At 71.0% G+C, this 21,560-nt stretch carries 14 protein-coding genes; 8 read left to right on the top strand and 6 right to left on the bottom strand.

Going from position 1 to position 21,560, the window contains the following annotated elements; genetic code table 11:
* Positions 1–32: 32 nt before the first annotated feature.
* Positions 33–1,313, bottom strand: a complete 1,281-nt coding sequence (locus DB32_RS30875) for a citrate synthase (RefSeq protein ID WP_075097670.1) — start codon at positions 1,311–1,313, stop codon at positions 33–35.
* A gap of 53 nt (positions 1,314–1,366) precedes the next feature.
* Here DB32_RS30875 and DB32_RS30870 point away from each other — a divergent pair, with 53 nt between their 5' ends.
* Positions 1,367–2,467, top strand: a complete 1,101-nt coding sequence (locus DB32_RS30870) for a citrate synthase (protein WP_157069589.1) — start codon at positions 1,367–1,369, stop codon at positions 2,465–2,467.
* 60 nt (positions 2,468–2,527) lie between these two features.
* On the opposite strand, the gene DB32_RS30865 is transcribed toward DB32_RS30870, so the two are convergent.
* Positions 2,528–3,811 carry a hypothetical protein gene (locus DB32_RS30865; RefSeq protein ID WP_053236234.1) on the bottom strand — a complete coding sequence of 428 codons (1,284 nt, stop codon included), beginning with the start codon at positions 3,809–3,811 and terminating at the stop codon, positions 2,528–2,530.
* A gap of 350 nt (positions 3,812–4,161) precedes the next feature.
* Between DB32_RS30865 and DB32_RS30860 the strand changes: the two genes are divergently transcribed.
* Positions 4,162–8,118, top strand: a complete 3,957-nt coding sequence (locus DB32_RS30860; protein ID WP_053236233.1) for a zinc-dependent metalloprotease — start codon at positions 4,162–4,164, stop codon at positions 8,116–8,118.
* A 68-nt stretch (positions 8,119–8,186) separates the two neighbouring features.
* On the opposite strand, the gene DB32_RS30855 is transcribed toward DB32_RS30860, so the two are convergent.
* Genes DB32_RS30855 through DB32_RS30845 form a run of 3 tightly spaced genes read right to left on the bottom strand, consistent with a single transcriptional unit; the run spans position 8,187 to position 10,462 of the window.
* Complete coding sequence (locus tag DB32_RS30855; protein ID WP_053236232.1) at positions 8,187–8,633, bottom strand: GNAT family N-acetyltransferase; 447 nt, start codon at positions 8,631–8,633, stop codon at positions 8,187–8,189.
* Positions 8,630–9,355, bottom strand: coding sequence for a glutathione S-transferase family protein (locus DB32_RS30850; protein WP_075097669.1), 726 nt, complete (start codon positions 9,353–9,355; stop codon positions 8,630–8,632). The genes DB32_RS30855 and DB32_RS30850 overlap by 4 nt, the downstream gene beginning before the upstream one ends.
* Positions 9,356–9,385: 30 nt before the next feature.
* Complete coding sequence (locus DB32_RS30845) at positions 9,386–10,462, bottom strand: D-alanine--D-alanine ligase family protein (RefSeq protein ID WP_053236230.1); 1,077 nt, start codon at positions 10,460–10,462, stop codon at positions 9,386–9,388.
* 249 nt (positions 10,463–10,711) lie between these two features.
* Between DB32_RS30845 and DB32_RS30840 the strand changes: the two genes are divergently transcribed.
* The gene (locus DB32_RS30840; RefSeq protein WP_053236229.1) at positions 10,712–11,809 is read left to right on the top strand and encodes a PhoH family protein; all 1,098 of its coding nucleotides are present in this window, start codon (positions 10,712–10,714) and stop codon (positions 11,807–11,809) included.
* A 51-nt stretch (positions 11,810–11,860) separates the two neighbouring features.
* Entirely contained in the window at positions 11,861–13,825 is a 1,965-nt protein-coding gene (locus DB32_RS50060; RefSeq protein WP_053236228.1) for a GAF and HD-GYP domain-containing protein, read from the top strand.
* A gap of 50 nt (positions 13,826–13,875) precedes the next feature.
* On the opposite strand, the gene DB32_RS30830 is transcribed toward DB32_RS50060, so the two are convergent.
* Positions 13,876–14,619, bottom strand: coding sequence for an SDR family oxidoreductase (locus tag DB32_RS30830; RefSeq protein ID WP_205627091.1), 744 nt, complete (start codon positions 14,617–14,619; stop codon positions 13,876–13,878).
* 123 nt (positions 14,620–14,742) lie between these two features.
* Here DB32_RS30830 and DB32_RS30825 point away from each other — a divergent pair, with 123 nt between their 5' ends.
* From DB32_RS30825 to DB32_RS30810, 4 genes are read left to right on the top strand one after another with little or no spacing between them, the layout of a single operon-like run.
* A complete protein-coding gene (locus DB32_RS30825; protein ID WP_053239014.1) occupies positions 14,743–15,663 on the top strand; it encodes an AraC family transcriptional regulator in 921 nt (306 codons plus the stop codon).
* Positions 15,664–15,700: 37 nt separating this feature from the next.
* Entirely contained in the window at positions 15,701–18,154 is a 2,454-nt protein-coding gene (locus DB32_RS30820; RefSeq protein WP_157069587.1) for an isochorismatase family protein, read from the top strand.
* Positions 18,155–18,166: 12 nt separating this feature from the next.
* Positions 18,167–19,075 (top strand): cysteine synthase A, encoded by a 909-nt coding sequence (gene cysK, locus DB32_RS30815; protein WP_053236225.1) that lies wholly within the window; start codon positions 18,167–18,169, stop codon positions 19,073–19,075.
* Positions 19,076–19,130: 55 nt separating this feature from the next.
* Positions 19,131–21,206 (top strand): tetratricopeptide repeat protein, encoded by a 2,076-nt coding sequence (locus tag DB32_RS30810; protein WP_053236224.1) that lies wholly within the window; start codon positions 19,131–19,133, stop codon positions 21,204–21,206.
* The last annotated feature ends 354 nt before the right edge of the window (positions 21,207–21,560 follow it).

Raw genomic sequence — 21,560 nt, 5'->3', positions numbered from 1 at the left:
GGACGCTACCCCGCGCGTCGCCCCCAGGCCAGTCAGCGCGAGACGTATCGCGCTCGGGGGCGCAGCTGGAACCCCGCCTCGCGCTGCTCGATCGCGTGGGCGATCCATCCTGCCGCGCGCCCGATCGCCATCAGCGCCGCGGCCGAGCCCGGTCCCGCGCCGAGCGCGCCCGCGACCGCGACGAGCGCGGCGTCGACCGTCGGCGGCTCTCCGCCCGCGAGCGACATCGCGCTCGTGAACGCGCGCACCTTGCGCAGCACGACGCTGCGCGGCGCGAGCTCCTCCGCCGCCTCGAGCAGCGGCGGTGTGCGCGGATCGCCCGACGGGTAGAGCGGATGCCCGAACCCCGGCAGCGCATCGCCCCGGCGCCGCCGATCCGCGAGGATGCGTGCTGCGTCCTCCGGCTCGCGCGCCTCGGCGAGCAGCGCCTCCATGCGATCGCAGCTTCCGCCGTGCGTCGGCCCGGTGAGCGTCGCGAGCGCGGCGAGCACGCACGCGTGGAGATCCGCGCCCGCGCCGGCCGCGACGCGCGCGGTGAAGGTGCTCGCGTTGAGCTCGTGATCGGCCATCACCACGAGCGCACGATCGATCGCCGACGCGGCGCGCTTCGTCGCGCGGAGCCCGAGCCCGATCGCGACCGCGTGCGCGATCGTCGGCGCGGCGAGCGCTTCGTCGACGCGGTCCTCCTCGCCCGGCGCGAGCGCGAGCAGCGCCGCGAGACGCCGCACCAGCGATCGCGCGCGCACGAGCGTGCCCTCGCCGCCGGGATCGAAGCGCGAGCCGCGCTCCGCCGCGCCGATCAGCGCGACGCCCGCGAGCAGTCGATCGAGCGGGTGCGCGCCCTGCGCGACGAGGCGCGCCGCGCGCCGCACGTCGATCCCGAGATCCCGCGCCTCGAAACGAACGTCGTCGTCCCAGCGTCCCGCCCAGAGCCACTCCGCGACGACCTCGAAGCGCGCGCCGCTGCGCGCGAGCTCCACCGCGCTGCGACCGCGATAGTGCGGCCCGTCGTCGCCGATGCCCGAGATCGCGGTGTCGAGGACCGGCTCGCCCCACCTCAGCGCGCCCGAGGCGACTGCGGCGTGGCCCGCTCGCGCCTGGCTGCGCGCGCGCAGCCGCTCGAGATCGTCGCGGCGATAGCGCCGCTCGCGTCCTTCGCCGGGCGCGCTGCGCACCAGCCCACGGCTCGCGTACGCATAGAGCGTCCCCCGCTTGATGCCGAGCATCCCGCACGCCTCGTCGGCGGTGACCCAGGCGTGAGCGTCGAATGCATCATGTTGATCAGTGGATCCACGTTGATCAACGTTTGCCATGCATCAACGTTTCTCACGTCTCGCGCGTCGGGTCGAGGCGAAGGAGGAGCGTGATGACCGAAGGTGCACGGATCGCGAGCGGGCTCGAGGGCGTCGTGGTCGCGGAGACCGAGCTCTCGCACGTCGACGGTCAGGCGGGTGAGCTGTGGATCCGCGGGCATCGTGTCGAGGCGCTGGCGGGCGCGCGCTCGTTCGAGGAAGCGGCGTGGCAGCTCTGGACCGGCGTGTTCCCCGACGATGCGGCCGGCGTGCGCGCGCAGCTCGGGCAGGCGCGGGCGCGCGCGTTCGCGGCGATCGATCCGCGCGATCCCGCGCTGCGCCACGCCGACGGCATGGACGCGTTGCGCGCGCTGGTCGCGCGGACGGCGGTCCCCGAGAGCGCGACGGAGCTCGAGCGCGCGATCGTGCTCACCGCGAGCGTCGCGGTCGCGGCGGCCGCGTGGCAACGCACGCAGCGCGGGGAGGCGCTCGTCGCGCCGGACGCGTCGCGCTGGCACGCGTCCGACGTGCTGCGGATGGTGCAGGGCGAGGCGCCCGACCCCGCGCGCGCGGCCGCGCTCGATCGCTACCTCGTGACCGTGATCGATCACGGCATGAACGCGTCGACGTTCGCGGCGCGCGTGGTCGCGTCGACGGGCTCCGACGACGTGTCCGCGATCACCGCGGCGATCGGCGCGCTCAAGGGCCCGCTGCACGGAGGCGCGCCGGGCCCGGTGCTCGACATGCTCGACGCGGTGGGCGCGCCCGAGCGCGCCGGTGCGTGGGTCGACGCGGAGCTCGATGCCGGCCGTCGCATCATGGGCATGGGGCACCGCATCTATCGCGTGCGCGATCCGCGCGCCGCGGTGCTCGAGGCGGGCATCGAGCAGCTCGAGCGCGCAGGGGTCGCGAAGGGCCGGCTCGCGCTCGCGCGCGCGGTCGAGAAGGAAGCGGAGGCGCGGCTCGCGGCGCGACGGCCCGATCGCGCGCTGCGCGCGAACGTCGAGTTCTACACGGCGGTGATCCTCGACGCGGTTGGCCTCGATCGACGCGCGTTCTCGCCGACGTTCGCGATCGGTCGTGTCGCGGGGTGGTGCGCGCACGTCGCGGAGCAGCGGCGCACGGGACGTCTCATTCGTCCTGCGTCGCGCTACGTGGGCCCGGTGCCGGCGTGAAAACGAAACGGGCCGCGCTCCTCTCGAGAGCGCGGCCCGTTCGCATTTCGAGCTCGGTGATCAGAAGCCGATCATCGCACCGCGCGACGCGAGACCCTGACGGCGGCGCTGCAGCTGCTCGGGCGAGACCTCGCCTTCGTCCTCGCCGATGAACTCGTCGACCATCACGTCGAGCGCGACGGTCGCCGAGAGATAGACCTCGCTGTCGTCGAAGTAATAGAACGGGTGCTGGATCTGCGCGGACTGATTGAGCCAAGGCGTGAAGCCGGGCGAGCCCTGATAGCCGACCTGCAAGTTGAGCCAGGGCAGCACGTCGTAGCCTACCGCGAGCGTCCAATAGTGGGCGTTGCGCCAGTGCGTCGTGTTGAACGACTCGATGCCCGGGACGTCGACCAGCTCGTGCCCGTACATCCAAAGGCCGGCGTACTGCGTGAGGATCGTGAGCCCGGGGATCGGCATCACGGTCAGCGTCAGCGCGGCGAACAGACGATCGCGCTCCGTCGTGAGGCCGCTGACCTGATCGCAGTCGTCGCTGGCTCCCCCGAACCGGTCGGTCGTCGAGCACTGATATCCCGTCGAGAAGTTCGCGGTCGGCACGTTGGTCGTCGCGAACCAGTGCCGGTATCCGCCGGTCACGGCGACCGTGAAGCTCGCGAGCTCGGGGAACACGCGGACGACGGTGAGGCCGACACCGGTGTTGACGATGCGGTCCGCCGCGATGCTCGCGAGCGAGGTCGGCGCCGCGAGGCGGACCGACGGGATGAACACGAACCCTTCCCACTGCTCGATGTGACGCCACTCGAGCACGACGTCGCTGAACTGCGGTTCGCGCTCGGTCGTCGCGATGTCGCTGTCGGTGAATTCAACCGACAGACCGAGCGAGAGCACGAGGAAGTTCTGACGATCGAGGTAATAGCGAGGCTGGAGGAAGAACGACCAGTAGTAGCGCGGGTTCTGCGTGAGCTGTGCGTCGGGAACGAACGTGTTGACGTTGAGCCCGTGCTGCCACGAGAAGAGCGAGCCGCGGAACGGCGAAGGCTCCGGCGCGGGCGCGGCGGCCTCTTCCTGAGCGGCCGCTTCTTCCTGCGCGGGCTCGGCGCTCGCCGCCGCTTCGGCCGCGAGATCTTCTTCGACGGTCGGAGTCGTCGCCGACTCGCTCTCCGCGGCCGTCGTCGCCGCGACGGACTCTTCTCCTTCCGTCGCTGCCTCGGCAGGTGCGGAGCTCGTGAGTTCACTCTCACCTTCGCCCTCTCCGCTCGAGTCCTGCGCGCTCGCGGCGAGCGCTGGCGTCAGGAGCGCAGCGCAGAGGAGGAAGAACCGCAGAGGAGATACGAAACGCTTCACGTCGGTGCTCCGGGCAACGAGGGCGCGCCGCATCGCAACCCATGTGCCACGCAGAGAAATGCGCGTTCGCGGGAGACGCGTGCATTCCGACCGCGCGCGGTCGCTCGTTCGAGCGCGTTCGTAACGATCGATCGTCAACGCGCTAACGACGCGACTCGACGTCTCGCTCGCTCGCACACGCGCTGATCCGGCAATTGCCGCGACGACGACGTGAGCACGCTTCTTGCGGAGCGGGCCCGCCGCCGCTTCGAAGATGCCCGCGGCCGAAGGAGTCGATGTCGATGTCCCGCACCTTGCACCGAGCTCAGGCACTCGCCCTGCTCGCCATCAGCGCGCTGTCAGGCGCGACCGTGGCGGGCTGCGCAGAGGGCCGCGACCCCATCAATCAGGTCCAGCCGGGCGCACTGCATCGCAGCGTGCTCGAGGACAGCGAATGGTACTACCAGCAGACGGTGATCGATTCGCCGTACTCCGCTGGCTACACGTTCGTCGGCGAGCAGGGCGAGCTCGAGCGCATCCGCTGGGAGGTCCAGGAAGAGTTCCTGGTCGCGCGCCGCGCGTACGAGTACATCGCGGGCAGCGAGACCAACGGCATCTCGGGCGACGCGACGGAGACCGGTGCGCCCGTCGCGATGTACCGCATCGAGTCCCACTTCGACATCCGCCGCGCGTACAACCCGGTGACCGGCGAGGAGCTCAACATCCTCACCGAGAACAGCACCGACCGCCCCTGGTACCAGCGCGATTACATCCGCGTCGACTGGTCGGAGAACCTGATCACCGACAACAGCTTCCTCGTCCTCGCGCGCGTCTTCGACGGCATCGAGACCGAGCCGGCTGCCTACTACGTCGAGGATCCCTCGCACCCGCACGCGCCCCGCTTCGAGGCGCGTCAGGCGGACGGCACGTGGGAGAACGTCCTCACGCGCACGTGGGTCGATGGCGAGCAGCCCGTCCAGTACATCGACATCGTCAACAAGATGTTCGTCCGTCCCACGACGGTCGAGATCGAGGGCCTCGGCCCGGTGCCCTCCTGCTACATGCTCTATCAGGGGCACCTCGACTGCGCGCCCGGTGAGGTCACCGTGCGCAACTCGTTCCTCCGCGTCGATCACGAGGATCGCGACTACGAGCCGCAGCTCTACACGGGCGACCGCATGGAGCGCTTCGGCTACTTCGTGACCGAGCGCGCCGGCTACGACGCGCACTACGGCGTGGTCGAGCCGGCCCGCTTCCGCTTCGCGAACCGCCACAACCTCTGGCAGCAGAGCCACCGCCGCAACGCGGACGGCACGCTCGTGGGCTGCAGCGCGGACGACCAGTGCGGCGGCGGCGGCTCGGTGTGCGATCTCGATCTCGCGCGCGCGATGCGCTCGATCGACACCGCGACCGGCTCGCTGCGCGGCGCGTGCACGATCCCGTACCGCGAGCGCCAGGTGCGCCCGATCGCGTACTACCTCAGCTCGAACTTCCCGGCGGACCTCGTGCCGGACGCGCAGCACCTCTCGGACGAGTGGAACCGCGCGTTCCGCGACACCGTCGCGAGCCTCCGCGAGGTCGAGTGCCGTGAGAACGGCGGCGACTCCGGCGCGTGCGCGGGCGAGCGCATGCGCGAGGACCACCAGCAGATGTTCGTGCTCTGCCACAACCCCGTGGCGGACACCGATCACGCGGCGTGCGGCGCGCCCGGCACGTCGCCGCGCCCCGGCGACCTCCGTTACTCGATGATCGGCTGGGTCAGCGACGCGCACCTCTCGAGCCCGCTCGGCTACGGCCCGTCGTCGGCGGATCCGCTGACCGGCGAGATCATCATGGGCAACGCGTTCATCTACGGCGCGGCCATGGAGACGCTGACCACGTTCGCGCGCGACATCATCGCGGTGATCAACGGCGACCTCGACGAGTCGGACGTCACGGCGGGCGCGCAGGTGCAGGCGTGGATCGAGCGCCAGGAGGCGCCCGGCTCGGAGCTCACCGGCCGCACCGCGCACGACCACGTGATCGAGATCGACGGTCTCGACGCGCACGACATCAACGAGGCGATGGACTTCTCGTGGGCGCAGAGCGGCCGTCCCGCGTCGCGCGCGCCCTCGAGCCCCGCGGAATTCATCGAGGCGATGGAGAACGCGGAACGCCGCCTGCACCAGCAGGGCGCGTTCGGCGACGGCGTCGACCGTGGTGACGCGGCGCTCGGCCGTCTCGTCGGCACCGACATCGAGCGCATGATGACGACCGACGAGGTCCGCATGGCGGGCGGCATCGACCCCGAGCTGCCGGTCACCGAGGGCCTGCTCGAGCAGGTGTCGCCGCTCCGCGGTGGCAGCCTCGCCAACCAGCGCGCGCTCGCGCGTGCGCGTGAGCGCATGCAGCACGACCACTGCGTCGTCGGCGCCGAGTTCGCCGACGAGGGCCTGCTCGGCCTCGCGCGCGAGATCGTCCGCGCGGCGGACGAGAACCGTCCGATGGTCTGGTACGGCGAGGAGTACCAGCTGCGCGGCGAGGACGGCGAGCTGAACTACAACCTCGTGCGCGCGATGCTGCGCCACCCGATCTTCGACGCGGTCACCGCGCACGAGGTCGGCCACACCATCGGCCTGCGCCACAACTTCAGCGGCAGCTACGACGCGCTGAACTACCTCCCGCGCTACTGGGAGCTCCGCGACGACGGCACGATGGAGCCGCGCGCGTGGGACCCGCTGACGTCGCAGGAGCGCGACGGCCGCATCCTCGAGTACCAGTACTCGACCGTGATGGACTACGGCGTGAACTTCGTCGTCACCGATCCGCACGGCATCAGCCACTACGACTCGGCCGCCGTGAAGATGGGCTACGGCGATCTCGTCGAGGTCTTCTCGAACGCCGCGACGCCCGGCGAGGTCGCGTGGGTCGCGTTCATCCAGAGCGCGGGCTGGCCCGTGCCGCTCCGCTTCGAGTCGTTCACCGGCGGTGAGCCGAGCGCGTTCGTGTACACCGACTGGCCGGAGATCGTCGGCGGCGTCGAGCGCCTGCAGCAGCGCGAGGACGTGCGCTACACGAGCCTTCGTCCCGACAGCTCGCTGGCGTTCCAGGGCATCCGCGACCCGCTCGTCGATCCCGACGGCCGCCCGATCGTCCCGTACATGTTCTGCTCCGACGAGCAGGCGGACCTGAACCCCGACTGCCAGCGCTACGATCAGGGCGCGGACGCGTACGAGTCGGTCCAGAGCGTCATCGACAACTACTGGAACTACTACATCTTCAACAGCTTCCGTCGTGGCCGCCTGGGCTTCTCGCCCGAGTCGCTCGCCTCGCGCGTGCACGGCCGCTACTTCGAGAAGCTCCAGCGCGCGAACCAGATCTACGCGCTCTACCGCGGTGTCTTCCAGGACATCTTCGGTGGCTCGGCGGGGTACGACGCGTTCTGGACGCGCCCCGACGGCATGGGCTCGTGGACGCTCGCGGTCGGCGCGGGCTTCCAGCTGCTCACGCGCGTCGTGACGACGCCGGAGCCCGGCGAGTACACGCAGGCGACGCGCGGTGACGGCTCGACCGCGCTGCTCCCCGCGGCGTTCGGCGACACGGTCGCGCTCGAGGTCGACCCGTTCGACGGACGCGCGATCGAGACGACGTGGGACTTCAACGCGGGCTACTACTGGTTCGATCAGCTCGACCGCGTCGGCTACTTCTACGACAAGATCATCGCGCTCCAGGTGCTCGTCGATCCGACGACGTACTTCCTCGGTCGCGATACCGACGCGGACATCCGCCAGTACCAGATCAACTTCGGCTCGTCGTTCGGCCCCTCGCTGACGGCGTTCATGGAGGGCGTGCTCGCGGAGGACTGGACCGTCGTGGCGCCTCGCGACGTGTCGGGTGAGCTGCGTTATCCGACGCCGCTCGAGATGCAGAACGGCACGATGCCGTCGACGCCGGTCGACCCGAACGCGTCGTTCTCGATCCAGCTGTACTCGGCGGTCTACGGCATGGCGTACATCCCGCAGACCTACGACCAGACGTTCCTCAACCGCTCGCGCATCTTCGTGCGCGGCGGCGCGGAGGAGGTCGAGATCGACCCGACGCTGCCGGTGATCGAGTTCCTGGATCCCGAGAGCGGTCTCACCTACGTCGCGGTGAGCTACCCGGTGGACGCCGACGGCGTGCCGGGTGGCGCGACGCGCGAGACCGGCGTCGGCGCGGCGATGCTGCTCCGCGCGCAGGCGCTCTCGGACGCGGGCGCGGGCTCGGCCGCCGAGCTCCGCCGCTACATCGACAACATCGATCTGATCCGCCGTCTCACCTGGCAGCTCGGCTTCGGCGCGCAGCCCTGAAGCACTGAGCGGGTGAGCTCACCAGAACGCGCCGGGAGGTCCACCTCCCGGCGCGTTCGTTCTTTCCGTCACGCGTCGTTGCGCATGTCGACGTGGGGAATCCCGTCCTCGTCGTACACCGCGCTGGTGCGCGCGAAGCCGAGGCTCGCGTAGAAGCGCTCGAGGTGCGCCTGCGCGGAGAGCGCGATCGGCACCGGACCGTGCGCTTCGCGGATCGACGCGATCGCGCGCTCCATCAGCGTGCGTGCGAGCCCGCGACCGCGCGCCTCGGGCGCGACCACGACGCGCCCGATCGATCGCTCCGCGAAGCGCGCGCCCTCGGGCAAGAGCCGCGCGTACGCGACGAGCTGCGCGCCTTCCCACGCGAAGAGGTGGCGCGCGATGCGATCCTTGCCGTCGGCGTCGAGGTACACGCAGTCCTGCTCCACGACGAACACGCGCTGTCGCAGCGCGAGCGCTTCGTAGAGCGCGTGCGCCGACAGCTGATCCCACGCCAGCTCCTCGAAGCGCGTCACGACCGCACCGGGCCGAGCTCCGGGAACCACCGCTCGCGCATGCGCGCTCGATACGCGACGAGGTTCGGCTTGCTGCGCGCGTGCTCGAGCACGCCCGACGGATGCGGGAACCCGAGCGCGCTCTCGCAGAACGCGTACGCCGTCGCGTCGTACGAGCTCGGTCGATCGCCGAGCAGGTACTCGCTCTCGCCGAGGATCGCGGAGAGCGCGTCCAGATCACGCCGTGCGAACGAGACGATCTCGTCCTTCGTGTGGCGCCCCGTGCCCTGTCCGCGCAGCGCGCTGCGGACGCTCCTGCGGACCATCGGGAACAGCAGCGGGCGCAGCGCCGGCGGGAACATCTTCCCGAACTCGGGCCGCAGCACGCGGAAACCATCTTCGTCGATCCACCGCAGGTGCAGCGTCGTGAAGTACGTGCCCTCCTCGAGCATCCGTCGCACCGCGTGCCCGATCGCGCGCTGCTTCGAGTCGAGCTGCGCGTCGAGCGTGTCGCCGTGACGGCGCACGAGCTCGTCGATCACGAGCTGCGAGTCGCCGATCAAACGACCGTCGATCTCGACGTACGGGATCTTGCCCTTCGGCGCGCGCCGCATGTCGGGTGGACGCACTTCGTGCGGGATCCCGGCCATGCGCAAGTACGTCTCGAGCTTCGTGCAGAAGGGGCTGAAGCTGGGCATGCCCCACGGGCGCGGGGGCGGTTGGTGCAGGACGAGCGTGGTCATGTCGCGCGCAGTCTACGCGCGAGCGCTCGCTCAGCGACGACGGCGCCGCGCTTCGAGCGAGACGACCCGCCGCGCGCGCCGCGCCGGAGACGCCGCGCGATGGAAGCGCTTCGCGTCCTCCACCAGGCGCCGCAGCAGCTCGGGGAACGCGAGCCCCGCCGCCTGCGCGGCGAACGGGTACATCGCGCAGTCGGCCGAGCTCTCTCCGTACTCGAGCGAGCAGTTCATGTTCACCTCGAGCACGAACGGCCCGCGGTGATCGACGCGCATGTCGACGCGCCCGTAGCCCGCTCCGTCGATCGCGCGGTACGCGTCGCGCGCCACGCGCAGCACGCGCCGCGTCTCCGCGAGCGTGAGCGGCGCCGGACACAGCAGCTCGAAGCTCCCGTAGAGCGGCGAGCTCGTGTCCCACTTCGTCTCGTGGGTGCGGATCCCCTTGCCCGGCGGGAACGCGTCACCGAAGCGCACCTCGAGCGGCGGAAGCGCCTTCGCGCGCTCGCCCGATCCGAGCAGCCCGACCGTGATCTCGCGGCCGTCGACGTACTCCTCGACCAGCGCCGAGCCGTAGTCGCGGAAGATCTCCTCGACGCGCGCGCGCAGCGCGAGCTCGTCGTCGGCCGCGATGATCGACGAGAGGTGCACGCCCGCGCTCCCGCCCGCGTCGTGCGGCTTCACGAAGAGCGGCACGCCCCGCAGATCGTCGAGCAGCGGCTCGTCGGGCGACGCGAGGAGCTGCCACTTCGGCGTGGGCACGCCCGCCGCGACGAAGCGCGTCTTCATCGTGACCTTCGAGATCGACGTGCGATACGGCTCGCGCCGCGATCCGGTGTAGGGCAGCCCGCGCCGCTCGATCGCGTCGATGGCCTCGACACCTGGATAGTTGTCGATGCCCTGACCCGACCCGTCGCACAGGTTGAACACCACGTCGCAGTCGAGCGCGTCGACGACCGTGTCGACGTTCGCGAGGTGCACCGGGTGCCAGCTCGCTTCGTAGCCCGCGTCCTCGAGCGCGCGGAGGAACGCGCGATCGGACGCGTCGGCGTGCTCGTAGTCGAAGTCCTCGTCGCCTCGAGCCTTCAGCGGCGAGGCGGGATCGCAGCAGAGCACGGCGACGCGTGGTCTGCGTCGGGCTCGTGGCGACGGTGGGGGGCGCTCGTCTTCTCCCAGCGGCTTGTCGCTCATGGCACCTCAGTCAACACGAGCGGATCTCGTCACTCAAGCGGCTGTCGCAAGATTTCTCCCCACGAACGTCGATTTCGCGCTCTACGCGCGCGCATACACGCGAGCGCGCGCGAGCTGCGCGATCTGCCAGGCCCGTTCTGGATCGGCGACGACGTGCTAGCTTCAGCCTCACGAATGGCCCAGACGACTCCGAGGGAGAGCGCGAACGAGGACAACATCCACGCCGAGGTCGAGGTCGACGAGCCCGATCTGTTGGTGCGGCTGACCGGTCCCGGCGCGAACCACCTCGACATCCTCGAGAGCGAGTTCGAGATCACGGCGGGCGTACGCGGCAACACGATCCACCTCCGCGGCACGCGCGAGGCGGTCGAGAACGCCGAGCGCGCGCTGATGGAGATCCTCTCGATGCTCGAGAAGAACAAGGGCTTCTCGGAGCGCGAGGTCGAGCGATCGATCCGCACGCTCAAGGCGAACCCCGAGGTGCGCCTCGGCGACTTCATGAACGACGTCGTCCTCGCGACCCCGCGCCGCACGATCACGGCGAAGGGCCCGACGCAGCACGGCTACGTGCAGCAGATGCGCGAGAACGACATCGTCTTCGGCATCGGCCCCGCGGGCACGGGCAAGACCTACCTCGCGATGGCGATGGCGGTGCGCGCGCTGCTCGAGAAGCGCGTGAAGCGCATCGTGCTCACGCGCCCCGCGGTCGAGGCGGGCGAGAAGCTCGGCTTCCTGCCCGGCGATCTCGCGGAGAAGGTCAATCCGTACCTCCGTCCGCTCTACGACGCGCTCCACGACATGATGGACTTCGAGCGCGCGCAGATGCTCGTGCAGCGCGGCGTCATCGAGGTCGCGCCGCTCGCGTTCATGCGCGGTCGCACGCTCAACGACGCGTTCGTCATCCTCGACGAGGCGCAGAACTCGACCAGCGATCAGATGCGCATGTTCCTCACGCGCCTCGGCTTCGGCTCGAAGGCGGTGGTCACCGGCGACGTGACGCAGGTCGATCTGCCGAGCGGTGCGCGCAGCGGTCTCGCCGATGCGACGCGCGTGCTCGATCGCGTGCCCGGGATCGCGTTCACGTACTTCAGCGACGCCGACGTCGTGCGTCATCCGCTCGTCGCGCGGATCGTGCGCGCGTACGAGGCGCGTGATGCCGCGCGCGAGCGCGCGAAGGCGGAGCGCGAGGCCCTCGCGGAGATGGAAGCCGAGGGCGCGCCCGACTCGGGGACTCGCGAGGGTACTGTCGGTCCGGCCGACGATCAGCGATGATGCATGCGTGATGCCCGCTCGCGCGCTTCTGCGAGCGGGTCGGGGGAGCGCATGCAGGATCGCGATCGCACCAACGACACGGAGATGACCGACCTCGCGCCGGTCATCCTGATGCGGGCGGTCGAGGTCGAGCCGAGGCTGGGCGACGGTCTGCGCGTCGAGCTGCACGGCGTCGCGGTCGAGGTGCAGCGCGGCGAGGGCCTCGTGATCGGCGTGTCGGCGTCGACGCTGCGCCGCGCGCCGCTCGACCCGTACCTGCCGCGCATCGCGGCGGGCCACGCGGGCGTCCTGCTGGTCGGGCAGCTCCCCGACGGTATGCTCGACGCGCTGCCGAAGAACGCGGTGATCGCGCACGTGCCGGATCTCGCGTCGCCCGATGCGCTCTTCGTCGCGCTGCACGGCGCGCTCGAGCGCGTGGAGCTGCGCGTCGCGGCGGAGCGTCGTGGTCGGTGGCTCACGCGCTATCGCTACGAGCTCGGCGAGCTGATCGAGATCTCGCGCGCGATCAGCCAAGAGCGCGATCTCGATCGGCTGCTCACGCTGATCCTCGAGAAGAGCCGGTTCATCACCGGCGCGGACGCCGGCAGCATCTACGTGCTCGAGTCGGTCACGCCGGGCAGCCGCGAGAAGCGCCTGCGCTTCAAGCTCTCGCAGAACGAGTCGGTCACGTTCGAGAGCCGAGAGTTCACGATCCCGCTGACGACGCGCAGCGTCGCCGGCGCGGCCGCGGTGAACCGCAAGCCGATCAACATCCCCGACGTCTACACGATCGGCAGCGACGAGCCCTTCGGGTTCGATCCCAGCTTCGATCGCAAGGTGGGCTACCGCACGCGCTCGATGATCGCGATGCCGATGATCAGCGCGGAGGACGACGTGATCGGCGTCATCCAGCTGATCAACAAGAAGCGCGATCCGCAGAACCGGCTGACGGTCGAGAGCGTGGACCGCGAGGTCGTGCCCTTCGATCAGCGCAGCGAGGATCTGCTCGCGACGCTCGCGTCGCAGGCCGGCATCGCGCTCGAGAACGCGCTCCTCTACGACGAGATCCGGCGCATCTTCGACGGCTTCGTGCGCGCCAGCGTGCAGGCGATCGAGCAGCGCGACCCGACGACGAGCGGTCACTCGCTGCGCGTGTCGGTGCTCTCGTGCGGGCTCGCGGAGGCGGTCGATCGCATCACGAGCGGGCCCTACAAGGACATGCGCTTCACGCGGCGCGACCTGAAGGAGCTCGAGTACGCGTCATTGCTGCACGACTTCGGGAAGATCGGTGTCCGCGAAGAAGTGCTGGTGAAGGCGAAGAAGCTCTATCCGCACCAGCTCGATCAGGTCCGGCTGCGCTTCGACTACGTGCGCAAGTCGCTCGAGGCGGAGGGCTGGAAGCGCAAGCTCGACGCGCAGATCGCGGGCGCGGGCGCGAGCGATCTGAAGCGCATCGACGAAGAGCTGGCGGCACGCGCCGAGGAGCTCGAGATCGCGTGGCGCACGGTGCAGGAGGCGAACGAGCCGACCGTGCTGAAGGAAGGCGACTTCACGCGCATCGCGGAGCTCGGACAGCGCACCTACGTCGACGCGTGCGGGCACGCGCACCCGCTGCTCACGAGCGACGAAGTGGTCTCGCTGCAGGTGACGAAGGGCTCGCTCCACGATCGCGAGATCGAGGAGATCCGCTCGCACGTCGTGCACACGTTCGACTTCCTCTCGAGCATCCCGTGGGGAAAGAGCTTCACGCGCATCCCCGAGATCGCGGGCGCGCACCACGAGAAGCTGAACGGGCGCGGATACCCGAAGGGCCTCGGGAGCGAGCAGATCCCGCTGCCGTCGAAGATCATGACGATCGCCGACATCTTCGACGCGCTCACCGCGCGCGACCGACCGTACAAGAAGGCCATGCCGGTCGATCGCGCGCTGAGCATCCTCGGCTTCGAGGTGAAGGACGGCCACGTCGACGGCGAGCTCGTGCGCATCTTCGCGGAGGCCGAGGTCTTCAAGAAGGTCGAGGGCGATCTCAGCTACTGAAGCCCTGCGGTGCTCGTCCCGCAGGTCCCGAACGGGAGCGCGCGAAGGCGTCAGGCGCTCGCGCGGGCCAGCGCCACCGCGTCGGGTCCCGCGGGATTGTGCAGCGGCGCCGACGGATCGGTCGCGGCGCGGAACACGGCCTCGGCGACGTCGTGCTCGGTCGTCACGACCGACTGCTCTCCGAACCCTGCGAGCACACGCTGCGCGAACGACGCGTACGCATCGGGGATCAGCGTCGCGATGTCGGGCGTGTGGCTCGCGAATCGCGTGGTGGGGCAGTAGCCGGGTTCGACGAGACGGACGCGCACGTCGAACGGCTCGAGCTCGAACGCGAGCGACGCGGTGAACCCTTCGATCGCGGTCTTGCTCGCGGTGTAGGCAGCGACGAGCGGCATCGGCGCGAGCGTCACGCTCGAGGTCACGTTGATGATCACGCCCGATCGCCGCGATCGGAAGCGAGGCAGCACCGCCTGCGTCACCGCCATCACGCCGAACGTGTTGGTCTCGAACAGCTCGCGCACGAGGGTCATGGGCGTGGCCTCGAACGCGCCGAGCGCGCCGATGCCCGCGTTGTTCACGACGACGTCGATCGGCCCCGCGGCCTCGAGCGCGGCGGCGATGCTCTCGGGCTTCGTCACGTCGAGCGCGAGCACGCGGATGCGCTCGGAGCGCGGCAGCACGTCCTCCCGCGGCGTGCGCATCGTTGCGACGACGTTCCAGCCGCGCGCGTGGAAGTGGCGCGCGGTCTCGAGGCCATAACCGGAAGAGGAGCCAGTGATCAGCACGGTCTTCATGCGCAGAGACGTGGAGCGAGCGTGCGCGGCACACCATCACGCGGAGTCCGGATTCCATTCGCGATCGTCCGGCGATGGACGCGAGTGCCGCGGCGGCATCGTCGCGCGAGAATGCTGCGCGCCATGACGTCGAGCTCGAACGCCGCCGATCCGCTCGCGACCGTCATCGCGCTGTTGCGCCCGCAGGCGGTCCTCTCGAAGCTGATCAGCGGAGCTGGGCGCTGGAGCGTGCGCTACGCCGCGCAGCACGATCCTGCGTTCTGCCTGGTCCTCGAAGGAGCGTGCTCGCTCGACCTCGACGGTCTCGGTGTGGTCGAGCTTCGCGAGGGCGACTTCGTCCTCCTGCCCTCGACGCCGGGGTTCACGCTCGCGAGCGACCTCGACGCTCGACCGACACCCACCGTCCCGATCGACATCCGAGAGCTCCGACACGGTGTCGCTTCGGGGCCGCCGACGATGCGCATGCTCGGCGGCTACTTCCGGTTCCATCCGTCGAACGCTGCGTTCCTCGTCCCGCTGCTGCCGTCGTTCGTGCACATCCCGCGCGCGGAGCCGGGGGCCGTGCGTCTCATGCGCATCGCCGAGCTGATCGACGAGGAGACGCGCGCCGAGCGGCCCGGCCGCGAGCTCATGCTCGAGCGGCTCGTCGAGGTGCTTCTCGTCGAGGCGCTGCGCTTCCGGTTCGCGTCGATCGCCGCGGAAGAGCACGGACTGCTCGCGGGGCTCTCGGACCCGGCGCTCGCGCGATCGCTGCGTCTCGTCCATGCCGACGTCGCGCGACGGTGGACGGTCGCCGAGCTCGCGCGTGTCGCCGGCATGTCGCGCGCGGTGTTCGCGGAGCGCTTCACGCGCACCGTGGGCATGCCGCCGATGCAGTACGTGCTCGAGTGGCGCATGGCGATCGCGAAGGAGATCCTCCGTCGCGAGCGCCCATCGCTCGCCGAGGTCGCCGGGCGCGTCGGCTACCAGTCGGCGAGCGCATTCAGCACGGCATTCACGCGCCTCACGGGCGGCAGTCCGAGCGAGTTCGCTCGCGAGGGATGAGCCGAGCGTCGATCTCTCCTCGACGCGAAGATCGAGAGTGTCGATCGCGGGAGATCGCCACTCCTCGTGGCGATTCGCACGAAGTGCTGGCGAGCTTCGGTCGCGATCCGAGAGAGCGCGAGCGACCGGAGCCTTCCCCCGCGCGCTCACTCCGCTGACAATCGTCGAGATGCCCCGCGCAGTCCTGATCACCCAGTGCATCCAGCGCGACTTCGTCGAGCCGATCGCGCCGCACGCCGCGCCGCCGAACCTGCTCCACGTCGGGCACCGGGAGGCGTCACGTCTGCTCGGCGCCGACCCGACGAACGGACCGCTCGCGCAGCTGATGCAGTGGGCGCGCGCCCGCGATCCGCGCGAGCTCGCGATCCTCCACGTGCGCGACTGGCACGACGCGACCGACCCCGCGCAGCGCGCGCACCTCGACACGTTCGGCTCGCACTGCGTGCGCGGCACGCGGGGCGCGGAGCTCGTGCTCGATCTCGAGCAGAGCGCGCGCGACGACGAGCGCTTCGTCGACGCGATCGGGCTCGCCGACGTCCAGGAGACGTCGCTCGCGATGCACCTCCGCGAGCTCCTCGCGGGCGAGGACGATCCGCGCGTCGCCGTCATCGGAGTGTGGACGGACGCGAAGATCACGTTCCTGCTCTACGATCTCCGCACGCGCCTCGGCCTGCGCTCGCTCGCGACGTCGAGCGCGCTCACCGCGAGCGCATCGCGCGCCGCGCACTTCCACGCGCTCGAGCAGCTGCGCCGCGTGCTCGCCGTCGACGTGTTCGATTCCGTCGGCGAGCTCGCCGAGTGGCTCCTTCCCGACGCTCGCTTCGCGTCGTCGCGCCGTCGCCTCGCATCGTCGATCGTGATCGAGGGCGCGCAGCTCGAGGACGAGGAGCGCGCGATCGTCTCGCATCTCTATCGCGAGAGCGCGAAGGTGACGCTCGCGTCGCTGAGCGGTGGGTTCTCGGGCGCGCGCGTGTTCGCCGCCGAGAGCGAGGACGCGCTCGGCCATCGCCAAGCACCCTCGGTGCTCAAGATCGGCCCGCGCGCGCTGATCGGCGAGGAGCGCGCCGCGTTCGAGCGCGTCGAGCCGATCCTCGGCAACGACGCGCCGCGCTTGCTCGGCGTGGTCGATCACGACGCGCTCGGAGGGCTTCGCTGGTCGTACGCCGCGATGGGCGGTCGGCGGGTGCGCACGCTCAAGTCGCTCGTCGATGGCGACGCGCCGATCGAGCGCATCGAGCGCGTGCTCTCGGTCGCGCTCGAAGAGGTGCTCGGACGCTTCTACGCGGCCGCGCGTTACGAGCCGCTCCCGCTTCTCGCGTACTACCGCTTCTCGCCCGCGCATGCGGCCTCGGTCGCGAAGAACGCGCGCGCGGTCGCAGCAGCCGACGATGCGCGCGACGTCGACGATCTGATCGCGTTCTACTCGCACGGGCTCGACGAGCTCGGCACCACGCCGGGCGAGCACCACTACGTCTCGTACGTGCACGGCGATCTCAACGGCGCCAACGTGCTCGTCGACGAGCGCGAGAACGTGTGGCTGATCGACTTCTTCCACACCAAGCGCGGCCACGTGCTCAACGACGTCGTGAAGCTCGAGAACGATCTGCTCTACCTCTTCACGTGCATCGACGACGAGCGCGCGCTCGCGACCGGGCGCGACATGGTCGACGCGCTCTATGCCGTCCAGGATCTCCGCGCGCCGCTCGGCGCGCCGCCCGCCGCGATCGCCGCGACTCCCGCGCTCGCTCGCTCCTGGGAGATCCTGCGCGTGCTGCGTCGCATCGCTGCATCGCTGGTCCGCGAGGATCGTGATCCGACGCAGCTCCACGTCGCCGCGCTGCGCTACGCGGCGCACACGCTCTCGTTCGACGAAGCCTCGCCGCTGCAGAAGCGGCTCGCGCTGCATGCCGCCGCGTCGCACGCGCGCGCCATCCTCGACGACGCGCGCCGCGATCGCACCCTGCGTGTCGACCTCGTCGCGCTCCCGCGCTCCCACCGCGGCCAGCTCGGCCTCACGATCTGTCCCGGCCGCCTCGATCGTGATCGCGATCTCGACGCAGACCTCGACACGCTGCGCGCGATGGGCACGCGCACGCTCGTCACGCTGCTCGGCGCGCCCGAGCTCGCGTGGGCAGGCGTGCCGGATCTCGCCGCGCGCGCGGCGGGTCGTGGCCTCGAGACGATCGCGTTCCCGATCCGCGATCAGGGCGCGCCCGCCGAGCCCGACGTGCGCGCGCTCTGTCGCGTGATCGACGAGCGGCTCGCGCGCGGAGAGACCATCGTCGTGCACTGCATGGGCGGCCTCGGGCGCAGCGGTCTCGTCGCCGCGTGCGTGCTGATCGACCTCGGGCTCGACGCCGAGCGAGCGCTCGCGGAGGTGCGTCGCGCACGCGGGCCGAGGGCCGTCGAGAGCGACGCGCAAGAGGTGTTCGTCCGGACATACGCCGCGGGCGAGCACACGAGAAGAGACAGCGCGACCGAGTCTCGCTAGAGTGGGCTCGACGTGGACGATCGCATCTACGATGGCGTGCTCGATCTGGTCGGCCGGACGCCGCTCCTCCGACTCCCGCGCCTGTCGCCGAAGAACGGCGCCGAAGTGTGCGGCAAGCTCGAGCGCAACAATCCCGCGGGCAGCGTGAAGGATCGCCCCGCGCTCGAGATGATCCTCGCTGCGGAGCGCGCCGGGGAGATCTCCGAGGGCGCGACGATCATCGAAGCGACCAGCGGCAACACCGGGATCAGCCTCGCGATGATCGCGTCGGTGCGCGGCTATCGCTGCGTGCTCGTGATGCCGGAGGACATGAGCATGGCGCGCCGCCAGATCCTCCGCGCGTACGGCGCCGAGGTGGTGCTCACGCCGGCGCAGGAGGGCATGGCGGGCGCGGTCGAGCGCGCCGAGCGCATCCTCGCCGAGACGCAGAACGCGATCATGCCGCGGCAGTTCCAGAACGCCGCGAACCCCGAGTCGCACGAGCGCACGACCGCCGAGGAGATCTGGCGCGCGACGAAGGGCGAGATCGACGTCTTCGTCGCGGGCGTCGGCACCGGCGGCACGCTCACCGGGATCGCGCGCGTGCTGAAGAGCCGTCGTCCCGAGGTGCGCATCGTCGCGGTCGAGCCGCGCGGCAGCGCGGTGCTCTCGGGCAGCAAGCCGGGCCTGCACGGCATCCAGGGGCTCGGCGCGGGCTTCATCCCCGAGGTGCTCGATCGATCGATGATCGACGAGGTGATCACGGTGACCGACCTCGCGGCCGATCGCATGACGCGCCGGCTCGCGCGCGAAGAAGGTCTGCTGCTCGGTCCGAGCTCGGGCGCGAACGTGCACGCCGCGGTGGAGGTCGCGCGACGGCTGCGGCCGGGGCAGCGCGTCGTGACGATCCTGTGCGACGGCGGCGAGCGGTATCTGTGCTGACCTGCTGCGCGTGAGCGACTGAGAGCGGCCTGGGGAGTCCGAGGAGGACGTAGGAGTGGAGGACCGCGACGAGCCGGGCACGCGAACGCGACCGCGCGTGCTGATCGCGGGCGCGGGTGAGCCCGACCTCGATTCGCTCTGCGCCGCGCTCGAGCGGCGCGGAATCGAGCCGATCGTGATCGAGGGCGCGCTCGAGCCCGCGGTGCGCAGCGAGCGGCCGAACCTCGTGCTGCTCGTCGGCGACGCGGCGAGCGACGACGGCGCGCGCGGCATCGACGACGCGCGACGCGCGGGCCAGACGCCCGTCGTCGTCGCGACGGATCCCGAGCCGCTCGATCGACGCCTCGCACCGTTCCAGTACGGCGCGAGCGGGATCGTCGTGCGGCGCGGGGACGCCGAAGAGATGGCGGGTGAGCTGCATCACCTGCTCGCGGAGAACGCGCGGCGCATCGCGGAGCGCGGGCACGTGTCGCGCTCGCCGTCGGAGCTCGACGGGCTCGTCGGGCTCGGCTCGCGCGAGCTGCGCCTCTCGCGCACGCCGCACGAGGGCATCTCGCGGCGGATGTTGAGCGAGCCGCTGTCTGCGCCTCCGACCGAGCCGAACGATCCGCTGCGCCTCTCGATCCCGTCGTGGTCGCAGGACGACTCGCCCACCGTCGAGCGCGACGTGAGCGAGGCGGAGGCGCGCGCCGGCACGCCGCTGCCCGACTGGGACGAGGATCTCCAGACCAAGCGCCAGCACAGCGCGGAGCTCGCGCGATGGCGCCGCCTGAGCGCCGCCGATCGCAGCCTGCTGCGCACACCGGAGATGATGGCGGCGCTCGATCACGGAGGAGCGCCGGTTGCGAGCGAGGAAGCCGCGCCCGACGCCGAAGGACCCGAGGGCGACGCGCCGAGCGTGGGCGCGCCCGATGCGCCGCTTCCTCCGGTGCTCGGCAGCGGTGGCGTCGAGAGCGACCTCGACGCGCTCACCGCCGAGGCGTATCGACAGACCGCGCGGCGCAGGGTGCCCGAGGTCGAGATCGAGCGCGCGCTCGCACGCAATCGCAGCGAAGGGCGCGCCGACTGGGATCTGGCGACCGCCGAGAGGCACGCGCCGCCCTCGCCGCCGGGCGGGACGCCGCGCGCACCGCGCCCGCTCTCGTCGCCGCCGCGTCCTGCGCGCCCGAAGAAGCTCACGCCGCTCTCGACGACGCCGCCCAAGAGCGATCCCCCGCGGCCCGCGATCGATCCGAGCACGATCGCGCAACCGACCGCGCCGACGCCGAGCGCGCCGCCTCCGGCCGTCGCGACGAGCGCGAGCCAGCCTCCCGCCGCGCCCGCCGCGCGCCCGAGCGGCGCGCCTCCCAGCGATGCGCCCGCCGGCGCACGCAGCGCGACCGGTGAGCACATCTCGTCGAGCGCGCTGCTCGCGATGCGGCCCCCGGCGCGCGCGCCGATCGAGGATCGCGCGTCGACGCTGCGCGCGAAGGCGATGCCGCGCCGCAGAGCGAGCGTCATTCCCGCGCTCGTCGGGCTCGTCGTGCTGCTCGCGGTCGTCGCGGGGCTCGTGATCGCGCACCTCGCGCAGCGCGCCGACGGTGGCAGCCCGGTCGCGCTCTCGAGCGACACGTCGCCGACCGTGCCGCCGCCGCTCGGGCCCGCGGCGATCGATCCCGCGCCCGCGACCGACCCCGCGCCCGCGATCGATCCCGCGCCCGCGATCGACGACGCGCCTGCGATCGACGATGCGCCCGCGATCGACGATGCGCCCGCGGTCGCTCCCGCCGACGATGTCCCTGCGAACGATCGCGAGGGCTCGGACGCGCTCGTGCGCGAGGCGCAGCTCCTCGCGCGCAGCGATCGTGGCGGTGCGCGCGCGCTGCTCGAGCAGGCGGTCGCGGCCGATCGCGACAACCCGCATGCGCTGATCGCGCTCGCGCGCGCGCTCGTCGCCGCGGGGGACGGCGCGAACGCGCTCCGGCACGCCGAGCGCGCGGTCTCGATGCGTCGCCGTCGCGCCGAGTACCACGTCGTGCTCGGCGACGCGTACCGGGCGACCGGCGACACCGCGCGCGCGCAGAGCGCGTGGCGCACCGCGCTCGAGCTGGAGCCCCAGCGCGCCGACGCCCGCGAGCGCCTCGGGCAGTGATCGCACGCCCTCGTCCGAGGGCGTGTCCTCACAGTCGGGTGCGCGACTCCCGCGGCCGATCACGCGGGTGCGTCCCGTGCGCTCGGGTCCTCTCCGATCGACGCGACTGCCCTGCTGCGGGTCGAGAGTGCGAATTCGACTTCGCACCTCGACTCCCACGCTGCTCCCGCGCGCAGCGCGAGAATGCTTGTTCCCGCAACTCTTGTTCTCCGGTGGATCGTTGTGATCGCAACGACACGACTCTTGTGATCACAACGATTCGTTGCTTGCGTCTGCAAGCGTGAATTGCTTGCGATCACAAGGCTAATTCGCGATCGGATACGTCGACATCGACTCGAGCATCCGTTACCGTCC

Origin of the sequence: Sandaracinus amylolyticus (genome assembly GCF_000737325.1) — a bacterium.
GTDB lineage: Bacteria > Myxococcota_A > Polyangia > Polyangiales > Sandaracinaceae > Sandaracinus > Sandaracinus amylolyticus.
This window is presented reverse-complemented; position numbering and strand designations above follow the sequence as displayed.

Excerpts from the sequence above, each read along its gene's own strand:
- DB32_RS30870 (WP_157069589.1), top strand. The coding sequence starts at position 1,367 with ATGACCGAAGGTGCACGGATCGCGAGCGGGCTCGAGGGCGTCGTGGTC.
- DB32_RS30850 (WP_075097669.1), bottom strand. The coding sequence starts at position 9,355 with ATGACCACGCTCGTCCTGCACCAACCGCCCCCGCGCCCGTGGGGCATG.
- DB32_RS30875 (WP_075097670.1), bottom strand. The coding sequence starts at position 1,313 with ATGGCAAACGTTGATCAACGTGGATCCACTGATCAACATGATGCATTC.
- DB32_RS30840 (WP_053236229.1), top strand. The coding sequence starts at position 10,712 with ATGGCCCAGACGACTCCGAGGGAGAGCGCGAACGAGGACAACATCCAC.
- DB32_RS50060 (WP_053236228.1), top strand. The coding sequence starts at position 11,861 with ATGCAGGATCGCGATCGCACCAACGACACGGAGATGACCGACCTCGCG.
- DB32_RS30825 (WP_053239014.1), top strand. The coding sequence starts at position 14,743 with ATGACGTCGAGCTCGAACGCCGCCGATCCGCTCGCGACCGTCATCGCG.
- DB32_RS30830 (WP_205627091.1), bottom strand. The coding sequence starts at position 14,619 with ATGAAGACCGTGCTGATCACTGGCTCCTCTTCCGGTTATGGCCTCGAG.